This window comes from Sphingomonas yunnanensis (assembly GCF_019898765.1).
Lineage (GTDB): Bacteria > Pseudomonadota > Alphaproteobacteria > Sphingomonadales > Sphingomonadaceae > Sphingomonas > Sphingomonas yunnanensis.
The window spans coordinates 423,950-439,525 of sequence record NZ_JAIOKB010000001.1 but is presented as its reverse complement, the minus strand read 5'-3'; the positions used below and the strand labels follow the sequence as shown (position 1 = coordinate 439,525).

The 15,576-nt window shown below is 69.8% G+C and carries 19 protein-coding genes; 4 read left to right on the top strand and 15 right to left on the bottom strand.

Annotated elements, in window-relative coordinates:
• Window positions 1–59: 59 nt before the first annotated feature.
• The 8 genes from K7957_RS02065 to rpsB form a co-directional block, all read right to left on the bottom strand.
• Entirely contained in the window at window positions 60–1,193 is a 1,134-nt protein-coding gene (locus K7957_RS02065) for a M50 family metallopeptidase (protein WP_223010330.1), read from the bottom strand.
• A complete protein-coding gene (locus tag K7957_RS02060; RefSeq protein ID WP_223010329.1) occupies window positions 1,190–2,347 on the bottom strand; it encodes a 1-deoxy-D-xylulose-5-phosphate reductoisomerase in 1,158 nt (385 codons plus the stop codon). The genes K7957_RS02065 and K7957_RS02060 overlap by 4 nt, the downstream gene beginning before the upstream one ends.
• Complete coding sequence (locus K7957_RS02055) at window positions 2,344–3,156, bottom strand: phosphatidate cytidylyltransferase (RefSeq protein WP_223010328.1); 813 nt, start codon at window positions 3,154–3,156, stop codon at window positions 2,344–2,346. Before K7957_RS02055 ends, K7957_RS02060 begins: the two co-directional genes overlap by 4 nt.
• Window positions 3,157–3,166: 10 nt before the next feature.
• The gene (locus K7957_RS02050; protein WP_223010327.1) at window positions 3,167–3,898 is read right to left on the bottom strand and encodes an isoprenyl transferase; all 732 of its coding nucleotides are present in this window, start codon (window positions 3,896–3,898) and stop codon (window positions 3,167–3,169) included.
• A gap of 28 nt (window positions 3,899–3,926) precedes the next feature.
• Complete coding sequence (frr, locus tag K7957_RS02045; protein ID WP_223010326.1) at window positions 3,927–4,484, bottom strand: ribosome recycling factor; 558 nt, start codon at window positions 4,482–4,484, stop codon at window positions 3,927–3,929.
• Window positions 4,471–5,214 carry a UMP kinase gene (gene pyrH / locus K7957_RS02040; protein WP_223010325.1) on the bottom strand — a complete coding sequence of 248 codons (744 nt, stop codon included), beginning with the start codon at window positions 5,212–5,214 and terminating at the stop codon, window positions 4,471–4,473. The genes frr and pyrH overlap by 14 nt, the downstream gene beginning before the upstream one ends.
• A gap of 330 nt (window positions 5,215–5,544) precedes the next feature.
• Window positions 5,545–6,480: a translation elongation factor Ts gene (gene tsf / locus K7957_RS02035; RefSeq protein ID WP_223010324.1), complete on the bottom strand. Its 936-nt coding sequence runs from the start codon at window positions 6,478–6,480 to the stop codon at window positions 5,545–5,547.
• Between the two features lie 145 nt (window positions 6,481–6,625).
• Window positions 6,626–7,411: a 30S ribosomal protein S2 gene (gene rpsB / locus K7957_RS02030; RefSeq protein WP_223010323.1), complete on the bottom strand. Its 786-nt coding sequence runs from the start codon at window positions 7,409–7,411 to the stop codon at window positions 6,626–6,628.
• A 316-nt stretch (window positions 7,412–7,727) separates the two neighbouring features.
• Here rpsB and K7957_RS02025 point away from each other — a divergent pair, with 316 nt between their 5' ends.
• A complete protein-coding gene (locus K7957_RS02025; protein ID WP_223010322.1) occupies window positions 7,728–7,970 on the top strand; it encodes a hypothetical protein in 243 nt (80 codons plus the stop codon).
• Here the strand turns inward: K7957_RS02025 and K7957_RS02020 are convergent.
• The 3 genes from K7957_RS02020 to K7957_RS02010 are packed head-to-tail and all read right to left on the bottom strand — an operon-like array spanning window position 7,906 to window position 9,910.
• The gene (locus tag K7957_RS02020) at window positions 7,906–8,718 is read right to left on the bottom strand and encodes a CDP-alcohol phosphatidyltransferase family protein (protein ID WP_223010321.1); all 813 of its coding nucleotides are present in this window, start codon (window positions 8,716–8,718) and stop codon (window positions 7,906–7,908) included. The genes K7957_RS02025 and K7957_RS02020 overlap by 65 nt on opposite strands.
• Window positions 8,719–8,720: 2 nt before the next feature.
• Window positions 8,721–9,443, bottom strand: coding sequence for a phosphatidylserine decarboxylase (locus K7957_RS02015; protein WP_223010320.1), 723 nt, complete (start codon window positions 9,441–9,443; stop codon window positions 8,721–8,723).
• A gap of 59 nt (window positions 9,444–9,502) precedes the next feature.
• Complete coding sequence (locus K7957_RS02010; RefSeq protein ID WP_223010319.1) at window positions 9,503–9,910, bottom strand: hypothetical protein; 408 nt, start codon at window positions 9,908–9,910, stop codon at window positions 9,503–9,505.
• Window positions 9,911–10,181: 271 nt separating this feature from the next.
• On the opposite strand from K7957_RS02010, the gene K7957_RS02005 reads away from it, so the two are divergent.
• Complete coding sequence (locus tag K7957_RS02005; RefSeq protein WP_223010318.1) at window positions 10,182–11,402, top strand: NADP-dependent isocitrate dehydrogenase; 1,221 nt, start codon at window positions 10,182–10,184, stop codon at window positions 11,400–11,402.
• A gap of 218 nt (window positions 11,403–11,620) precedes the next feature.
• Here the strand turns inward: K7957_RS02005 and K7957_RS02000 are convergent, their stop codons facing one another.
• Window positions 11,621–12,082, bottom strand: coding sequence for a DUF1465 family protein (locus tag K7957_RS02000; RefSeq protein WP_246616611.1), 462 nt, complete (start codon window positions 12,080–12,082; stop codon window positions 11,621–11,623).
• A 69-nt stretch (window positions 12,083–12,151) separates the two neighbouring features.
• On the bottom strand, window positions 12,152–12,361 hold the full coding sequence (locus tag K7957_RS01995) for a YdcH family protein (RefSeq protein WP_223010317.1): 210 nt from the start codon (window positions 12,359–12,361) through the stop codon (window positions 12,152–12,154).
• A 197-nt stretch (window positions 12,362–12,558) separates the two neighbouring features.
• Here K7957_RS01995 and K7957_RS01990 point away from each other — a divergent pair, with 197 nt between their 5' ends.
• Window positions 12,559–12,717: a YdcH family protein gene (locus tag K7957_RS01990; RefSeq protein WP_183920558.1), complete on the top strand. Its 159-nt coding sequence runs from the start codon at window positions 12,559–12,561 to the stop codon at window positions 12,715–12,717.
• Between the two features lie 79 nt (window positions 12,718–12,796).
• On the opposite strand, the gene K7957_RS01985 is transcribed toward K7957_RS01990, so the two are convergent.
• Window positions 12,797–13,252, bottom strand: coding sequence for a hypothetical protein (locus K7957_RS01985; protein ID WP_223010316.1), 456 nt, complete (start codon window positions 13,250–13,252; stop codon window positions 12,797–12,799).
• On the bottom strand, window positions 13,249–14,001 hold the full coding sequence (locus K7957_RS01980; protein ID WP_223010315.1) for a prepilin peptidase: 753 nt from the start codon (window positions 13,999–14,001) through the stop codon (window positions 13,249–13,251). The genes K7957_RS01985 and K7957_RS01980 overlap by 4 nt, the downstream gene beginning before the upstream one ends.
• A 312-nt stretch (window positions 14,002–14,313) precedes the next feature.
• Between K7957_RS01980 and K7957_RS01975 the strand changes: the two genes are divergently transcribed.
• The gene (locus K7957_RS01975; RefSeq protein WP_223010314.1) at window positions 14,314–15,501 is read left to right on the top strand and encodes a thiolase family protein; all 1,188 of its coding nucleotides are present in this window, start codon (window positions 14,314–14,316) and stop codon (window positions 15,499–15,501) included.
• The last annotated feature ends 75 nt before the right edge of the window (window positions 15,502–15,576 follow it).

The following is a 15,576-nucleotide window of genomic DNA, read 5'->3' as shown; positions in this document are numbered from 1 at the left end:
AAATCCCACCCGAGAGTATCCGCCGCGCATGCGGGCCGCGTCGCCCTGCCCCACCTTGCTCACCCGATCAAGCCGGCCAGCTGTTGCCACAGCCCGCGGTTGCTCAGGTCGTTGAACGTCACCAGCAGCATCAGCGCGAGCACCGCCGCCAGCCCGCCGCGGAACGCCCATTCGACCAGCTGCGGGGGCGCGGGTTTCCTTCGCACCGCCTCGATCGCGTAGAAGAGCAGGTGACCGCCATCGAGCATCGGCACTGGCAAAAGGTTGATGAACCCGAGATTGATCGACACGAGCGCGATCAGGAAGACGAACTCGTCCGCGCCCAGCGTGAACTGCTCGCCCGACGCCTTGGCGATGGAGAGCGGGCCGCCCAATTCCTTCACCGAGCGCCGCCCGGTGACGATCTGGCCGATCGTCTCGACCATCATGCCGACGATCTGCCCGGTACGGCGCACCGCGACGACCGGTGCCTCGAACACGCCCACCTTCGTGACGACGGGCGCGGTGGGGGCGATGCCGAGCAGACCGACGCGATATTCGTTGCCGAAGCGGTCGCGCTGACGCTGCGTGCCGATGGTCGCCTCGACCGCGGCCGGCCGATCGCCCCGGACATAGTCGACGCGGATCCGCTCGCCCGCGCGGATCTTCACGTAGCGGACCATGTCCTCGAACGTGCCCATCTCGCGCCCGCCGAGCGCGGTCACCCGGTCGCCCGCGCGCAGGCCCGCGGCCGCGGCGGCAGTGCCGGGCAGCGCCTCGCCGACCACCGCGGGCGTGCGTGCGTCGCCGTAGGCCAGCGCGAACCCCGCCAGGATCAGCACCGCCAGCACGAAATTCACGACCGGCCCCGCGGCGACGACGATCGCGCGCTGCCACACCGGCTTGGCCTGGAAGGTTCGCGCGCGCTCCTCGGCCGGCAGCGCGAGCCACTCCGGCCCGGGCTGGCTCGCGGGGTTCATGTCACCGGCGAAGCGGACGTATCCGCCGAGCGGCAGCCAGGCGAGCTTCCAGCGCGTGCCGCGGCGATCGGTCCAGCCGGCGATCTCGCGACCGAAGCCGATCGAGAAGGCCTCGGCATGCACGCCGAACCAGCGCCCGGCGAGATAATGGCCCATCTCGTGGACGAAGACGAGCGGGCCGATCACCAGGACAAAGGCCAGAGCGGTGATCAATACGCCAGGGGTCTGGATCAAGCGACGCAATCCTTCACGCGCTCGCCGGCTCTCCTGCGCGCTTCCGCGTCGATCGCGAGCACCGCGTCGAGCGTTTCCGGCGCGGCCGGGTCATAGCCTTGTAGCGTATCGTCCACGATTGCGGCGATTTCAAGAAAGCCGATCGCGCCCGCGAGGAAAGCGGCCACCGCCACCTCGTTCGCGGCGTTGAGGATCGCCGGCCGCGCGCCGCCCGCCTCGGCGGCGTCGCGCGCCAGCGTCAGCGCGCGGAAGCGCAGCGCGTCGGGCGCCTCGAAGTCGAGCCGGCCGAGCTTGACGAGGTCGAGCGGCGCCATCGGCGTCGCCATCCGCTCGGGCCAGGCGAGGCAGTGCGCGATCGGCACGCGCATGTCGCTCGGGCCGAGCTGCGCCAGCATCGAGCCGTCGACGTAATCCACCATCGAGTGGATCACCGACTGGCGGTGAATCACGATCTCGATCCGCTCGGGCGGCACCGGGAACAGCCGCGCCGCCTCGATCAGCTCGAGCCCTTTGTTCATCATCGTCGCGCTGTCGACCGAGATCTTGGCGCCCATCGACCAGTTCGGGTGCGCCACCGCCTGCGCCGGCGTCACCGCCGCCATCTGCTCGAGCGTCCAATCGCGGAACGGCCCGCCGCTCGCGGTCAGGATGATCCGCCGCACGCTCTCGGGGCGGGTCGGGTCGAGACATTGGAACACCGCATTATGCTCGCTGTCCGCGGGCAGCAGCGTCGCGCCGTGCGCGGCGGCGGCGGCGGTGATGATGTCGCCGGCGGAGACCAGAGGCTCCTTGTTGGCGAGCACCACCGTACCACCGCGCTCGATCGCCGCGAGGGTCGGCCGCAGCCCGGCGCAGCCGACGATCGCTCCCATCGTCCAGTCCGCGCCCGCGGCGGCAGCATCGCACACCGCCTGCGCGCCGCCGGCGACCGCGGTATCGGTGTCGGACAGCGCCTCGCGCAGCGCGGGCAGACAGCGCTCGTCCGCCACCACCGCCAGCTCGGCCCGGGTGCGCCGCGCCGCCGCGGCGAGCCGCTCGACGTCGCCATTGGCGGTGAGCGCGACGACGCGGAAGCGGTCGGGCTCGCGCTCGATCAGGTCGAGCGTCGAGGTGCCGACCGAGCCGGTCGCCCCCAGGATCGAGACGGTCCTCACCCGAACATGCCCAGCGAGAGAACCAGCAGCGCCGCCACGGGGGCCACTGGCACCAGCCCGTCGAGGCGATCGAGCACCCCGCCATGCCCGGGCAGGATATTGCCCGAATCCTTCACGCCCGCGAGGCGCTTCAGCCAGCTCTCGTAGAGGTCGCCGCCTTGCGCCAGCACCGCGAGCAGCGGCGAGGCGAGTGCCAGCACCAGCGGCAGCCCCGCGGCGACATGCAGCAGCGCACCCAGCAGCGCCGCCGCCGCGGCGCCGCCGATCAGCCCGGCCCAGGTCTTGTTGGGGCTGAGCCGCGGCGCCAGCTTGGGCCCGCCGATCGAGCGGCCCGCGAAATAGGCACCGATGTCGCACGCCCACACCAGCGACATCGCCCAGAATGTCTCGAGCAGCCCCTCACCCTGGCGCCGCAGCACCACCAGCGCGAGCACGGGCAGCGCGCAATAGACCACGCCCAGCGCGAGCTGCGGCAGCCGCGTGACGATCGCGACGAAGAAGGCAGCGCCGGCGATCAGCCCCAGCGTGAAGAAAGGCCGCGGCTCGATGATCAGCCAGGCCGGCGCCATCGTCGCCAGCGGCACGCTCAGCGCGAACTGCGCCAGCCGCTTCGTCTTGGGCGCGACCTTCTGCAGCTCGCCCCATTCGGCCATCATCAGCAGCGAGATCACCACCGCGAGCAGCCAGAAAGCGATGTCGCCCAGCACCAGCGCGACGCTCGCCACCGCGATCATCGCGACGCTGGCGATCATTCGCAGCCGCAGGTTGGACGGTGTACGAAGCTTGGCGTCGGGGGTGGGCTCGGTCATGCCGTGCTGGTCACAGCCCGCCGTAGCGGCGCTGGCGCTTGCCGAACGAGTCGAGCGCGGCGGCGAGCGCGGCGGCGTCGAAGTCCGGCCACAGCGTGTCGACGAACAGCAGCTCGGCATAGGCCGCCTGCCACAGCAGGAAATTGGACAGGCGCTGCTCGCCCGAGGTGCGGATCAGCAGGTCGAGCGGGGGCAGGTCCCGTGTCTCGAGCTCGGCCTCGATCGCGGCGGCGTCGATCGTCTCGGGCGCCAACCCGTCGCGCGCGGCCCGCTCGGCGAGGCGGCGGGCGGCGGTGACCAGCTCGGCCTGCGCGCCATAGTTGAGCGCGATCGCGAGGATCGGTCCGGTGTTGGTGGCGGTACGCGACAGTGCGTCGTCGACCAGCTCGACCACGTCGGCGGGGAAGCGACGATAGTCGCCGAGCACGCGCAACCGCACATTCTCGCGCACCAGCTCGGCCAGGTCGTTGCGGATGAAGAATTTGAGCAGCTTCATCAGCGCGCCCACCTCATCCTCTGGGCGGCGCCAATTCTCCGAGGAGAAGGCGTAGAGCGTCAGCGCCTCCAGGCCCATCGCGCGCGCGGCGCGGGTGACCGAGCGCACGGCCTCGACCCCGGCGCGGTGCCCGGCGGCGCGCGGCAGATGGCGCTGCGCCGCCCAGCGGCCATTGCCGTCCATGATGATGGCGACGTGGCGCGGCAGCACCGACGGCGCCTCGCGCGGCATCGCGGCGGTCGCCATCAGCCCTCCCCCTCAGGCGCGCGCGACGTCACTTGTTGAGGATTTCCTTTTCCTTGGCGGCCGAGACCGAGTCGATCTCGGTGATCGTCGCGTCGGTCAGCTTCTGCACCTCGGTCTCGAGGCGCTTGCGCTCGTCCTCGGAGATCACGCCCTTCTTCTCGTCGGTCTTGAGCGCGTCCATCCCGTCGCGGCGAACGTTGCGTACCGCGACCTTGGCCTTCTCCGAATATTGCCCGGCGAGCTTGGCGAGCTCCTTGCGGCGCTCCTCCGTCAGGTCGGGGATCGGCAGGCGCAGCGTCTGCCCGTCATTGATCGGGTTGAGCCCGAGCCCGGCGGACCGGATCGCCTTCTCGACCGGGCCGACGTTGGTCTTGTCCCACACCTGCACCGACAGCATGCGCGACTCCGGCACCGACACGGTCGCGACCTGGTTGAGCGGCATGTGCGCGCCGTACACCTCGACCGTCACCGGATCGAGCAGCGAGGTCGAGGCGCGGCCGGTCCGCAGACCACCGAGATCACCCTTCAGCGACTCCACCGCGCCGTGCATCCGGCGCTCGAGGTCGGCCTTGTCATACGCGGGCATCGGTCGTCTCCATCTGCTTCTGTACCACCGTCGAGACGCCCTCACCGCGGAGCACGGCGGCGAAATTGCCGTGCTCGCGGATGTTGAACACGACGATCGGAATGTTCGAGTCCCGGCACAGCGCCACCGCGCTGGCGTCCATCACCTTGAGATTCTTGGCCAGCACCATGTCGTAGCTGACCGTCTCGTAGCGGGTCGCCTGCGGGTCCTGCTTCGGGTCGGCATTGTACACGCCGTCTACCGAGGTGCCCTTGAACAGCGCGTCGCAGTTGAGCTCGGCGGCGCGCAGCGCGGCGCCCGAATCGGTGGTGAAGAAGGGCGAGCCCACGCCCGCGGCGAAGATCACGACGCGCCCTTTCTCGAGGTGGCGCTCGGCGCGGCGGCGGATGAAGGGCTCGCACACCGAGTGCATCGGGATGGCGGACTGCACGCGCGTGTCGACGCCGATCTGCTCGAGCGCGTTCTGCACCGCGAGCGCGTTCATGACGGTGGCGAGCATCCCCATGTAATCCGCGGTGCCGCGCTCGAAACCCTTGGCCGCGGCGGCGAGCCCGCGAAAGATATTGCCGCCGCCGACGACGATGCACAGCTCATATCCCTGCGCCTTCACGTCCGCGATCTCCTCGGCAACGCGCGCCGTGACGGCGGGATCGATCGCGAGACCACCCTCGCCCATCAGCACTTCGCCGGAGAGTTTCAGCAGGATGCGTTTGTAGCGGGGCTGGGTCATCGGGTCTCGTTGTGCAGGGGGCGGAGCGGCGCGGACCCTAGGCGGCGGGTCCGCGGCTGGCAATGGGTTGACACGGTGGCGAGGGCCGGGAGGGCGGGTGTGTCGAGGCCACAAGATCCCCCCCGCTCACGGCGAGGGGGACCATGCGCAGCATGGTGGAGGGGGCTTCCGCACGCGCTGCACTGCGCCGAGATCCCCCTCCACCACCGGCCTGCGGCCGGCGATCCCCCCTCCCGTGCCGGGGAGGAGTTACCCCACCCAGAACGCAGACCGCCGCCCCGGCACATCGGCCAGGGCGGCGGCGCGTCATCCTCGTCCGACGGTGAGGCGTCAGACCGGCTGCGGCACGCCGGAGGCGGCGGCGACCTCGGCGGCGAAGTCGGACACCTCCTTCTCGATGCCCTCGCCGAGCTGGAAGCGGACATAGTCCACCAGCTTGATCTCGGCGCCGGCGTCCTTGCCCGCCTTGGCGACGACGTCGCTGATCTTGGTCTTGCCGTCCATCACGAACAGCTGGCTGACCAGAGCATGCTCCTTGCGGTACTTGGCGATCGAGCCCTCGACCATCTTGGCGATGATGTCGGCCGGCTTGCCCGACTCACCCGCCTTCTCGGCCGCGATCGCGCGCTCGCGCTCGATCTCGCCCTCGTCGAGGTCCTCCTCGTTGAGCGCCTTGGGGAAAGCGGCGGCGATGTGCATCGCCAGCTGCTTGCCGAGACCCTGCAGCACCTCGTCGGGCGCCGCGCTCTCGAGCGCGACGAGCACGCCGATCTTGCCCAGGCCCGGTGCCTGCTGGTTGTGGACATAGGCCACGACCGCACCCTGGCTCACCGACAGCGAGCGCGCGCGGCGGATCGACTGGTTCTCGCCGATCGTCGCGATATTGTTGGTCAGCGCCTCGGCCACCGTGGTGCCCGACGGCATCTGCGCCGCCTTGATCGCCTCGACGTCGCCGCCACTGGCGAGCGCGATCTGGGTGACCTCGCGGACGAAGTTCTGGAACTGCTCGTTCTTGGCGACGAAGTCGGTCTCCGAGTTGACCTCGACCGCGGCGCCCTTGGTACCGCTCACCGCGACGCCGACCAGGCCCTCGGCCGCGGTGCGGCTCGACTTCTTCTGCGCGGCCGCGAGGCCCTTGGTACGCAGCCAGTCCAGCGCGGCGTCCATGTCGCCCGAGGTCTCGCTGAGCGCCTTCTTGCAGTCCATCATGCCCGCGCCGCTCTTCTCGCGCAGGTCCTTGACCATCGCTGCCGTGATATCGGCCATCGTTTTGTCCTCAGCTGGTTTTTTGCATCGACGCGCGACGATCGGTGAATCGCCGCGCGCCGAGGGAAACGAGGGAGGCCGCGGCTTAGGCAGCCTCCGTGACAATCGTGCGTCCGCGCAGGCGCCGCCCGCGCGGACACGCGGGTCAGGCGGCGGCGGGCTCGGCCGCGGGCGTCTCGACCGTGAGCGCCTCTTCGGCGGGCGGCTCGCTCATCGCGCCCAGGTCGACGCCACGGCCGGCCTGCTGCTGCTGGTTGCCGCGCGTCGCCGCGATCGCGATCGCCTCGCAGTACAGGCGAATGGCGCGCGCCGCGTCGTCGTTGGCGGGAACCGGGAAGGCGATGCCGTCGGGCGACACGTTCGAATCGAGGATCGCGACGACCGGGATGCCGAGCGTGTTGGCCTCCTTGATCGCGAGCTCCTCCTTGTTGGCGTCGATCACGAACATGACGTCGGGGACACCGCCCATGTCGCGGATGCCGCCGAGCGAGAGCTCGAGCTTGTCCTTCTCACGGGTGAGCTGCAGGACTTCCTTCTTGGTGAGGCCGGCGGTGTTGCCCGACAGCTGCTCCTCAAGTGCCTTGAGGCGCTTGATCGAGTTGCTGATCGTCTTCCAGTTGGTGAGCATGCCGCCGAGCCAGCGGTGGTTGACGAAATGCTGGCCGGCGCGGCGCGCCGCCTCGGCGACGGGCTCCTGCGCCTGCCGCTTGGTGCCGACGAACAGCACCTTGCCGCCCGAGGCGACCGAGGAGCTGACGAAGTCGAGCGCGCGCGCGAACAGCGGCACCGTCTGCGACAGGTCGATGATGTGAACGCCGTTGCGCTCGCCGAAGATGTAGGGTTTCATCTTCGGGTTCCAGCGGTGCGTCTGGTGACCGAAATGAGCGCCGGTCTCAATGAGCTGCTGCATCGTGACGACAGGTGCCGCCATAATCTGTGTTCCTTCCGGTTAAGCCTCTGGGAAGCGAGTGACGCGGCCTCCAAGGCCAGCGCACCGGTCGATGATGCTTCCCATGCGGGGTTGAGGGCGCGCCTTAGCCGATCCTTTCCCAAATCGCAATCCGAGAACAAAGGCTTGACACGTGTGAACATAGCTGGAACAAGGAATGGGAACACAGGGTGAACAGCGACAGCGAGGCGGCGTCGTTTCGGTACCGGTGCGGACCAGTACCGATCTGACGTTGATCTCGGAACCCTCTGGAGTCGGAGTGGTTCTACTGGCCGTGTCGCGGAACGGGAGTCGAACGATGTTGAATGTGATGACCTTCGCGATCTTCGCCGGCGCGCTCTCGACCGCCGGCTACGCCATGCATGCCACGCTCGCGCCTAACCTCGACAAGATATTGAGCGCGCTGCGCGGCGAGATGGCGCCGGCGCGGGCCGCCCCGCTCGCCGCGCTGGTCCGCGCCGAGCGCCGCATCGCGGTCAGGCGCTGGGCTGGCTCGGCGACGCCGGCGCTGACGCCGCTCCGCCAGCGCGGAGCTGCCTGACGCGGGCGTAGCTGGCGACGCTGAACGGCATCGCTAGCAGATAAGCGATCCCCGCTGCCGCCGCCGTCTGCCACGGCGCGCTCACCGCGGCGGCACCCACCGCTACCACCACTGCGATCGCCTCGAAGCGAATGTTCGGGCGCAGCCGAAGCGACGTCCAGGAGAAGGTCGCTAGGCTGGACACCATCAACAGCGCGATCAGCACGGTCCACGGCGCCACCAGCCGCGGGTCGCGAAGCAGTGGCGCGTCGGTGACGAACCACAGGAACAAGGGCAGCATCGCCAGCCCCGCCCCCGCCGGCGCGGGCACGCCGGTGAGGAAGCCGGCAGACTTGTGCGGCTGATCGTCGGCGTCGATGTTGGCGTTGAAGCGCGCGAGCCGCAGCGCGCAGAATACCGCGAGCACGAGCGCCGCCATCCAGCCGAAGCGCGGCAGCGCGTGGAGCGACCACAGATACAGGATCAGCGCGGGCGACACGCCGAATGAGATCGCATCGGAGAGCGAGTCGAGCTCGGCACCGAAGCGGCTCTCGCCATGGAGCATGCGCGCGACGCGCCCGTCCAGCCCGTCCAGCACGCCGGCGAGCAGCACCATCGTCACCGCCAGCTCCCAGTGGCCCGAGATCGCGAACCGGATCCCCGACAGGCCGGAGCAGAGCGCGAGCGCGGTGACCGCGTTGGGCGCGACCGCGCGCAGCGGAAGTCCGCCGGGTGGGCGACGCAGCGGGCGGCGGACGGGGCGGCGCATGATTACTGCGCGACGCCGCTGACGCGCTCGGCGCCGAGGCGCGCCAGCACCGTCTCGCCCGCGATCGCGCGCTGGCCCAGCGCCACCTGCGGCGCGAAGCCCTCGGGAAGGTAGACATCGACGCGGCTGCCGAAACGGATCAGGCCGACGCGCTGGCCGGCGGCGACGATGTCGCCGATCTTAGCGAAGCCGACGATGCGGCGCGCGACGAGACCCGCGATCTGGGTGAAGCCGACGCGCCGGCCATCGAAGCCCTCGACGACGAAATGCTGGCGCTCATTCTCCTCTGACGCCTTGTCGAGGTCGGCGTTCAGGAACTTGCCCGAGATGTACACGACCTGGCGGATCGTTCCGGCGATCGGCGAGCGGTTGATGTGGACGTCGAACACCGACATGAACACCGACACGCGCACCATCGGCACCTCGCCGAGATCGCCGATCAGCTCGCGCGGCACGGGCACGCGCTCGATCATCGTGATAAGCCCGTCGGCGGGGGAGACGATCAGGTCATCGCCGATCGGCGTGGTGCGGATCGGGTCGCGGAAGAAGGCCGCGACCCATAGGGTGAGACCCAGGAACGGCCAGAAGAACACCTTGGACACGATCGTCATCAGCAGCGTGATGCCGAAGGCGATCGCGGTGAACTTCTGTCCCTCGGGGTGGACGGCGGGAAAGCGCCACTTCACGGTCGTGGTGACGACCGGCGGCTTGTCGAGCGAAGTCATCGCTTCGTCCTATCGACCGGCGTGCGCGGTGACAACGCGCTTGCTCGCCGGCGTCACCGTCACAGGTTAGTCGTCCGGCACCAGCGATAATGCGCGCCGGCGCGCAGGTCGGTGTAGCTGGTGCGGCTGTCGACACGGATCTTGAGCCGGTCCGCGGCGCGATACGGGCGCGGCCCGCCATATTGCACGCAGTCCTGCCGGAGCGTGTAGCGCTGACCGATGCGGGCGAGGACGCGCGCGCGGCACTGGCCGGCCTTGCTCGAGCCGATCCCGTCGCCCTGATAGTCGCGCAGCGCCACGTTCGGCGCGCCGCGGCACGGCGTGCCGGCCTCGACGTAGGAGCCGCGCGCGAGCGGCAGCGTGTCGGCGAGCGCCGGCACCGGCAGGAGCAGCGCGAGCATGGCGGAGTAGCGGATCGTTCGCATCGCAGCACGAACGGCGTTGCGGCGAAATGGGTTCCGCGGCATGGTGGTCGCCTGGTCCCTCCCTCGTCGGCGTAGGATGGCGGCACCCGCCCGCCACTTCCTGTGAGACGCTACACTCCATCTCGGGCGTCATCCTGAACTCGTTCCAGGATCCACTGCCCCGCAGGCACCGCCGCCGCTGCGTGTGCGGCACGGTCGATCCTAGGACGCGCTCGAGATGACGGCAGGAGAAGGGAGCTGCGCCCCCCCCGGTTGATCCCCCGCGCCCTTCCCCCTATCGACCGCGGCAACGCTTCTCAGCAAGGACACTGGCATGGCCAAGATCAAGGTGAAGACGCCCGTCGTGGAGATCGACGGCGACGAGATGACTCGCATCATCTGGGAGTGGATCCGCGAGCGCCTGATCAAGCCGTATCTCGACATCGATCTCGATTACTACGATCTCGGCATCGAGCATCGCGACGCCACCGACGACGCCGTCACGGTGGAGAGCGCCAAGGCGATCCAGAAGTACGGCGTCGGCGTGAAGTGCGCCACGATCACCCCCGACGAGCAGCGCGTCGAGGAGTTCGGCCTCAAGAAGATGTGGCGCTCGCCCAACGGCACGATCCGCAACATTCTCGGCGGCGTGGTCTTCCGCGAGCCGATCGTGATGAAGAACGTGCCCCGCCTGATCCCGGGGTGGACCCACCCGATCGTGGTCGGCCGTCACGCTTTCGGAGACCAGTATAAGGCGACCGACTTCAAGGTGCCCGGCAAGGGCAAGCTGACGATGAAGTGGGAAGGCGAGAACGGCGAGACGATCGAGCACGAGGTGTTCGACTTCCCCTCGGCCGGCGTCGCGATGGGTATGTACAACCTCGACGAGTCAATCCGCGACTTCGCGCGTGCCTCGCTCAACTACGGCCTCGGCCGCAACTGGCCCGTGTATCTCTCGACCAAGAACACCATCCTCAAGGCCTATGACGGTCGCTTCAAGGATATCTTCGCCGAGGTGTTCGAGAGCGAGTTCGTCGACCAGTTCAAGGCGGCAGGCATCGTCTACGAGCATCGCCTGATCGACGACATGGTCGCCTCGGCGCTCAAGTGGAACGGCGAGTTCGTCTGGGCCTGCAAGAACTACGACGGCGACGTGCAGTCGGATCAGGTCGCGCAGGGCTTCGGCTCGCTGGGCCTGATGACCTCGGTGCTGATGACTCCCGACGGCAAGACGATCGAGGCCGAGGCGGCGCACGGCACCGTCACCCGCCACTATCGCCAGCACCAGCAGGGCAAGGCGACCTCGACCAACCCGATCGCCTCGATCTTCGCCTGGACCGGCGGTCTCAAGTACCGCGGCAAGTTCGACGGCACGCCCGACGTCACCCGCTTCGCCGAGACGCTGGAGCAGGTCTGCGTCGAGACGGTCGAGAGCGGCGACATGACCAAGGATCTCGCGATCCTGATCGGGCCGGACCAGAAGTGGATGACGACCGAGCAGTTCTTCGAGGCGGTTCGCGCCAACCTCGAGAAGAAGATGGCGAGCTGGGCCTGAGGTGAGAGCGGGCGGCGCGCTCCGGCGCGCCGCCCGATCGATCTGCTAACCATATACGGCGAAGGTGGCGGAGCGCGAGGGCGAGCGCCTCCTTCTCCCGCCTCTGGCGCCTCCACCCTGAGGACAGCAGCGCGAGAGCAGGCGGCGACCAGAGGCTCCGGATGCCTCGCTCCCCGAGGCGCCACTCACTTACTCCGACGGGACGGCCCCACCTTCTCTCAGAATGCCGTCGCGAGCCGATCGAGCATCGAGCGCGCCGGGCTCGCGGCAGGCTGCTCCGCCACCTGCGCGCGGTCGAGCCGGGCGACGCGGCGGTGCAGGTCGCTGCTCGCCGCGATCATCGCGCGGGCGCGTTCCGGCAGTGATTCCACCTCGACGGGCTCGGTCGTTGGGGCGGCGCCCAGCCGGCGCGCGGGGTCGATCGCCTGCACCGCGCTCAGCTCGCCGGCGATCACCGCGCGCTGGGTCAGCAACCAGGCGATCACGTGCATCAGCCGCGTGGTGACCTTGAGCGACTCGCAGCTGAACGTCACCCGCTCGATCGGCGCGAGCGACTCGCGCTCCGCGCGCCCGCCCTCGTCGAAATAGTGGCGCGCCTCGTCGGCCAGCACCATGGCTTCCATGTAGACGGTGTCGATCAACCGCCGCTGCATCCGCTCGGCGTCGAGTAGCTGTGCCATACCATTGATTCTGCCACGGACTGCCCCGCGCCGCCAAGCGCGTTGACCATCTTTCGCGCGCGCGCGGGCTCAGGCGATGATGTCGGGGATGATCTGGTCTTCGAGCAGCGTGATCTCGTCGCGCAGCCGCAGCTTGCGCTTCTTCAGCCGCATGAGCTGGAGCTGATCGGCGCTTCCGCCCTCGCTCAGCGCCGCGATCGCCGCGTCGAGGTCGCGATGCTCGAGCCGCAGCGTTCCGAGCCGCGCCACGATCTCCACCTCGTCCGCGTCCGCCTGCATCTGCCGCCACCCCGTTATCTCATGCGCCGCTGTCCCTAGCAGCCGCCCGGGCCCTGTCCCTAGCGCAATCGGCGCGGGCCGCACGAGTCGTCGCATCGCAGCCGCGGACGGTCGATCGCCATCAAAAGACACGCGACTCCTGCCATGATTCGTGGTTTTATCCGGAGTCCCGTTCAACCAAGAAGGAGGCTACTGCCATGCAGACCGCGCACCTCTCGGCCCTGGAAGCGAAGCACGCGACGCTCGAGCAGCGCATCGCCAGCGAGTCGCAGCGACCGGCGCCGAACACGATCGTGATCGCGGACCTGAAAAAGCAGAAGCTCAGGCTGAAAGAGGAAATCGACTCGCTGCATTGACGCGCGCGCGTCCGCGGCACGAGCCGAGAGCAGGGGCCCGGTGGACATCGTCCGCCGGGCCTTTCTCATGCGTCTCCGCTCAACGCGGCCTAGGGTCGCCGAGTGCGCAGCCGACCAGCCCGGCGAGCGGCACCACCAGCGTGTCCTGCCCCGGACGGTCGAGGCGCAGCGTCGCGCTGGGCACCGCGGCCCCGTTGTTGAGGTTGGGCCGCGGCTCGATCGTGAGCTGCACCGTCGCGGTTACGTCACCCGCACGATAGACCGACTCCGCGTTGAGCCCCAGCGCGACGGTGCCCGCCGCCGCCGCGCGTGGCAGGTCACGGGCCACGCCGTCGAGCGCGATCCGCAGCGTCCCCGGGTCGGCGGTGGCCACGGCGGCGAGTCCGCGCACCTGGCCGGTAGAGAAGAGGTAGGCGGCGCAGCCGCGCGCGGGCAGTTCCTGGCGCGGCAGCGTGCTGAGCGGGAGGCCGTCGATCGAGTCGGCCGGGAGGGCCGGCGCGGCCTGGACCAACGCGAGCAGGATGGCGAGCGTCATGACGTTGAGACTATCATGACGAGCCACGCCGGATAAGCCGCGATCGCCAGCAGCGTCCCGAGCGGTAGCGCGTCGTCGCGCGCCAGGGCGCGCCCGCGCAGATACTGGAAGGCGACCCAGCCGAGCCCGACCAGCCCCGCCACCAGCAGCACCGCAGGGAGCAGCCGCCAGCCGAGCCACAATCCGATCGCGCCGAGCAGCTTGGGATCGCCCCCGCCCAACCCGTCGCGCCCGCGCCACCGACGGTAGCCGGCCGCGACGAGCCACAGCAGCGCGAAGCCGGCGACTCCGCCGGTCACGCGCTCGGCGAGGTCGGGCGGGACCCACCAGGCGCTCACCGCACCGCTCAGCGCGAGCGCCGCGACCAGCTCGTCGGGCAGCCAGAAGTCGCTCGCGTCGAGCATCGCGAGCACCACCAGCAGCCAGCCGAACAGCGCCCCCGCCGCCGCGTCCCATCCGGGCGCGGCAAGCCCGGCGGCGACGCCCACCGCGGCGCAGCCCGCCTCGACGAGCAGGTGGCGCTGATCGATCGCGGCGCCGCAGCTGCGGCACTTGCCGCGCGCGACCAAGCCGCTGACGAGCGGCACCAGCTCGTGCGCGGCGAGCGTGCGGCCGCAGGAGTCACACGCCGAGCGACCCGTCAGCACCGAGCGCCCGGCCGGCCAGCGCACCGCGATCGTCGCCAGGAAGCTGCCGACGATCGCGCCGAGTACGCCGAGCAGCGCGGGCCAGACGAGTGGATCAGCCATGGTGGGGCGCTGAGCGGCGGCGCGGATAAGACGTGCTACCAACTATTCGCGGTTCTCCGGCGCGGGCCGGGGTCCAGGTGGAAAGTCCGAAGTGATGAAGTCGCGTCGTCTTCCACCTGGGCGCCGACCTCCACCGGGGAGCAAGAAGGGCGAATGGCGACACGACGGCCTCGCCCGGCGGGTGCCCACTCCGCACCGTTCTCCGCCCGCTCGCTGCCATCCCGCTGGTCACCCGCGACCGCCTAGCGGTTTGTAAACCACCCCGCGAGCGATTAGATGCGGCGCAACATATCGCTCGAGAGGAACCCCGCCATGGCCACCGATCCCGTCGTCATCCTGTCCTATGCGCGCACGCCGATGGGCTCGATGCAGGGTAGCCTGGCGGGGCTGAGCGCGACCGAGCTCGGCGCGGCGGCGGTGAAGGCCGCGGTCGAGCGCGCCGGGGTCGACGCCGCCGCGGTGGAGCGGATCTACATGGGCAACGTGCTCTCCGCCGGTGTCGGCCAGGCGCCCGCGCGCCAGGCCGCGATCCGCGCCGGGCTCGGTGAGCATGTCGAGGCGACCACGCTCAACAAGGTGTGCGGCTCGGGCATGCAGGCAGCGATCCTGGGCAGCGACGCGCTCGCCGCCGGCTCGGTCGATCTGGTGATCGCGGGCGGCATGGAGAGCATGACCAACGCGCCCTATCTCTCCAAGGCGCATCGCGGCGGCGCGCGCATCGGCCACGACCGGCTGTTCGACCATATGTTCCTCGACGGGCTCGAGGACGCCTATGACGCGGGCACGGCGATGGGCGTGTTCGCGGAGGACACCGCGCGGGAATATCAGTTCACCCGCCAGGCGCAGGACGATTTCGCCATCGCCTCGCTCCGACGGGCGCAGGCCGCGCAGCAGAGCGGCGCGTTCGACCGCGAGATCGTCAGCGTCGACGTGGTCGGGCGCAAGGGCACCACGACGGTGAGCGTCGACGAGCAGCCGAGCAAGGGCGACATCACCAAGATCCCGACGCTCAGGCCCGCCTTCGCCAAGGAAGGCACGATCACCGCGGCGAACGCCTCGTCGATCTCGGACGGCGCCGCCGCGCTGGTCCTGACGCGGCTCTCGGTCGCGGAGAAGCTGGGGATCAAGCCGGTGGCGCAGATCGTCGCACATGCCGCGCACGCACATCGCCCCGCGCGCTTCACCACCGCGCCGGTACCCGCGATGAGGAAGGTGCTCGAGCGCGCCTGCTGGAGCAAGGAAGAGGTCGACCTGTGGGAGGTCAACGAGGCCTTCGCCTGCGTCGCGATGGTGGCGATGCAGGAGCTCGCGCTCGACCACGAGGTGGTGAACGTCAACGGCGGCGCCTGCGCGCTGGGTCACCCGATCGGCGCGTCGGGCGCGCGCATCCTGGCGACGCTGCTGGCGGCACTGGAGAACCGCGGGGCGAAGCGCGGCGTCGGGTCGCTGTGCATCGGCGGCGGCGAGGCGGTGGCGATGGCGGTGGAGCTGATGAACTGAGGCGAGCGGGCGGGGGGAGGACGCGCGGTTCAGGCCGCGCGGCATCTTCCCCAGCTTCGACCCCGGCGAATGCCG

Bases quoted from the DNA above. Each gene is read 5' to 3' on its own strand.
- K7957_RS02055 (WP_223010328.1), bottom strand. From the start codon at position 3,156: ATGACCGAGCCCACCCCCGACGCCAAGCTTCGTACACCGTCCAACCTG.
- K7957_RS02050 (WP_223010327.1), bottom strand. From the start codon at position 3,898: ATGGCGACCGCCGCGATGCCGCGCGAGGCGCCGTCGGTGCTGCCGCGC.
- frr (WP_223010326.1), bottom strand. From the start codon at position 4,484: ATGCCCGCGTATGACAAGGCCGACCTCGAGCGCCGGATGCACGGCGCG.
- pyrH (WP_223010325.1), bottom strand. From the start codon at position 5,214: ATGACCCAGCCCCGCTACAAACGCATCCTGCTGAAACTCTCCGGCGAA.
- tsf (WP_223010324.1), bottom strand. From the start codon at position 6,480: ATGGCCGATATCACGGCAGCGATGGTCAAGGACCTGCGCGAGAAGAGC.
- rpsB (WP_223010323.1), bottom strand. From the start codon at position 7,411: ATGGCGGCACCTGTCGTCACGATGCAGCAGCTCATTGAGACCGGCGCT.
- K7957_RS02025 (WP_223010322.1), top strand. From the start codon at position 7,728: ATGTTGAATGTGATGACCTTCGCGATCTTCGCCGGCGCGCTCTCGACC.
- K7957_RS02020 (WP_223010321.1), bottom strand. From the start codon at position 8,718: ATGCGCCGCCCCGTCCGCCGCCCGCTGCGTCGCCCACCCGGCGGACTT.
- K7957_RS02015 (WP_223010320.1), bottom strand. From the start codon at position 9,443: ATGACTTCGCTCGACAAGCCGCCGGTCGTCACCACGACCGTGAAGTGG.
- K7957_RS02010 (WP_223010319.1), bottom strand. From the start codon at position 9,910: ATGCCGCGGAACCCATTTCGCCGCAACGCCGTTCGTGCTGCGATGCGA.
- K7957_RS02005 (WP_223010318.1), top strand. From the start codon at position 10,182: ATGGCCAAGATCAAGGTGAAGACGCCCGTCGTGGAGATCGACGGCGAC.
- K7957_RS02000 (WP_246616611.1), bottom strand. From the start codon at position 12,082: ATGGCACAGCTACTCGACGCCGAGCGGATGCAGCGGCGGTTGATCGAC.
- K7957_RS01995 (WP_223010317.1), bottom strand. From the start codon at position 12,361: ATGCAGGCGGACGCGGACGAGGTGGAGATCGTGGCGCGGCTCGGAACG.
- K7957_RS01990 (WP_183920558.1), top strand. From the start codon at position 12,559: ATGCAGACCGCGCACCTCTCGGCCCTGGAAGCGAAGCACGCGACGCTC.
- K7957_RS01985 (WP_223010316.1), bottom strand. From the start codon at position 13,252: ATGACGCTCGCCATCCTGCTCGCGTTGGTCCAGGCCGCGCCGGCCCTC.
- K7957_RS01980 (WP_223010315.1), bottom strand. From the start codon at position 14,001: ATGGCTGATCCACTCGTCTGGCCCGCGCTGCTCGGCGTACTCGGCGCG.
- K7957_RS01975 (WP_223010314.1), top strand. From the start codon at position 14,314: ATGGCCACCGATCCCGTCGTCATCCTGTCCTATGCGCGCACGCCGATG.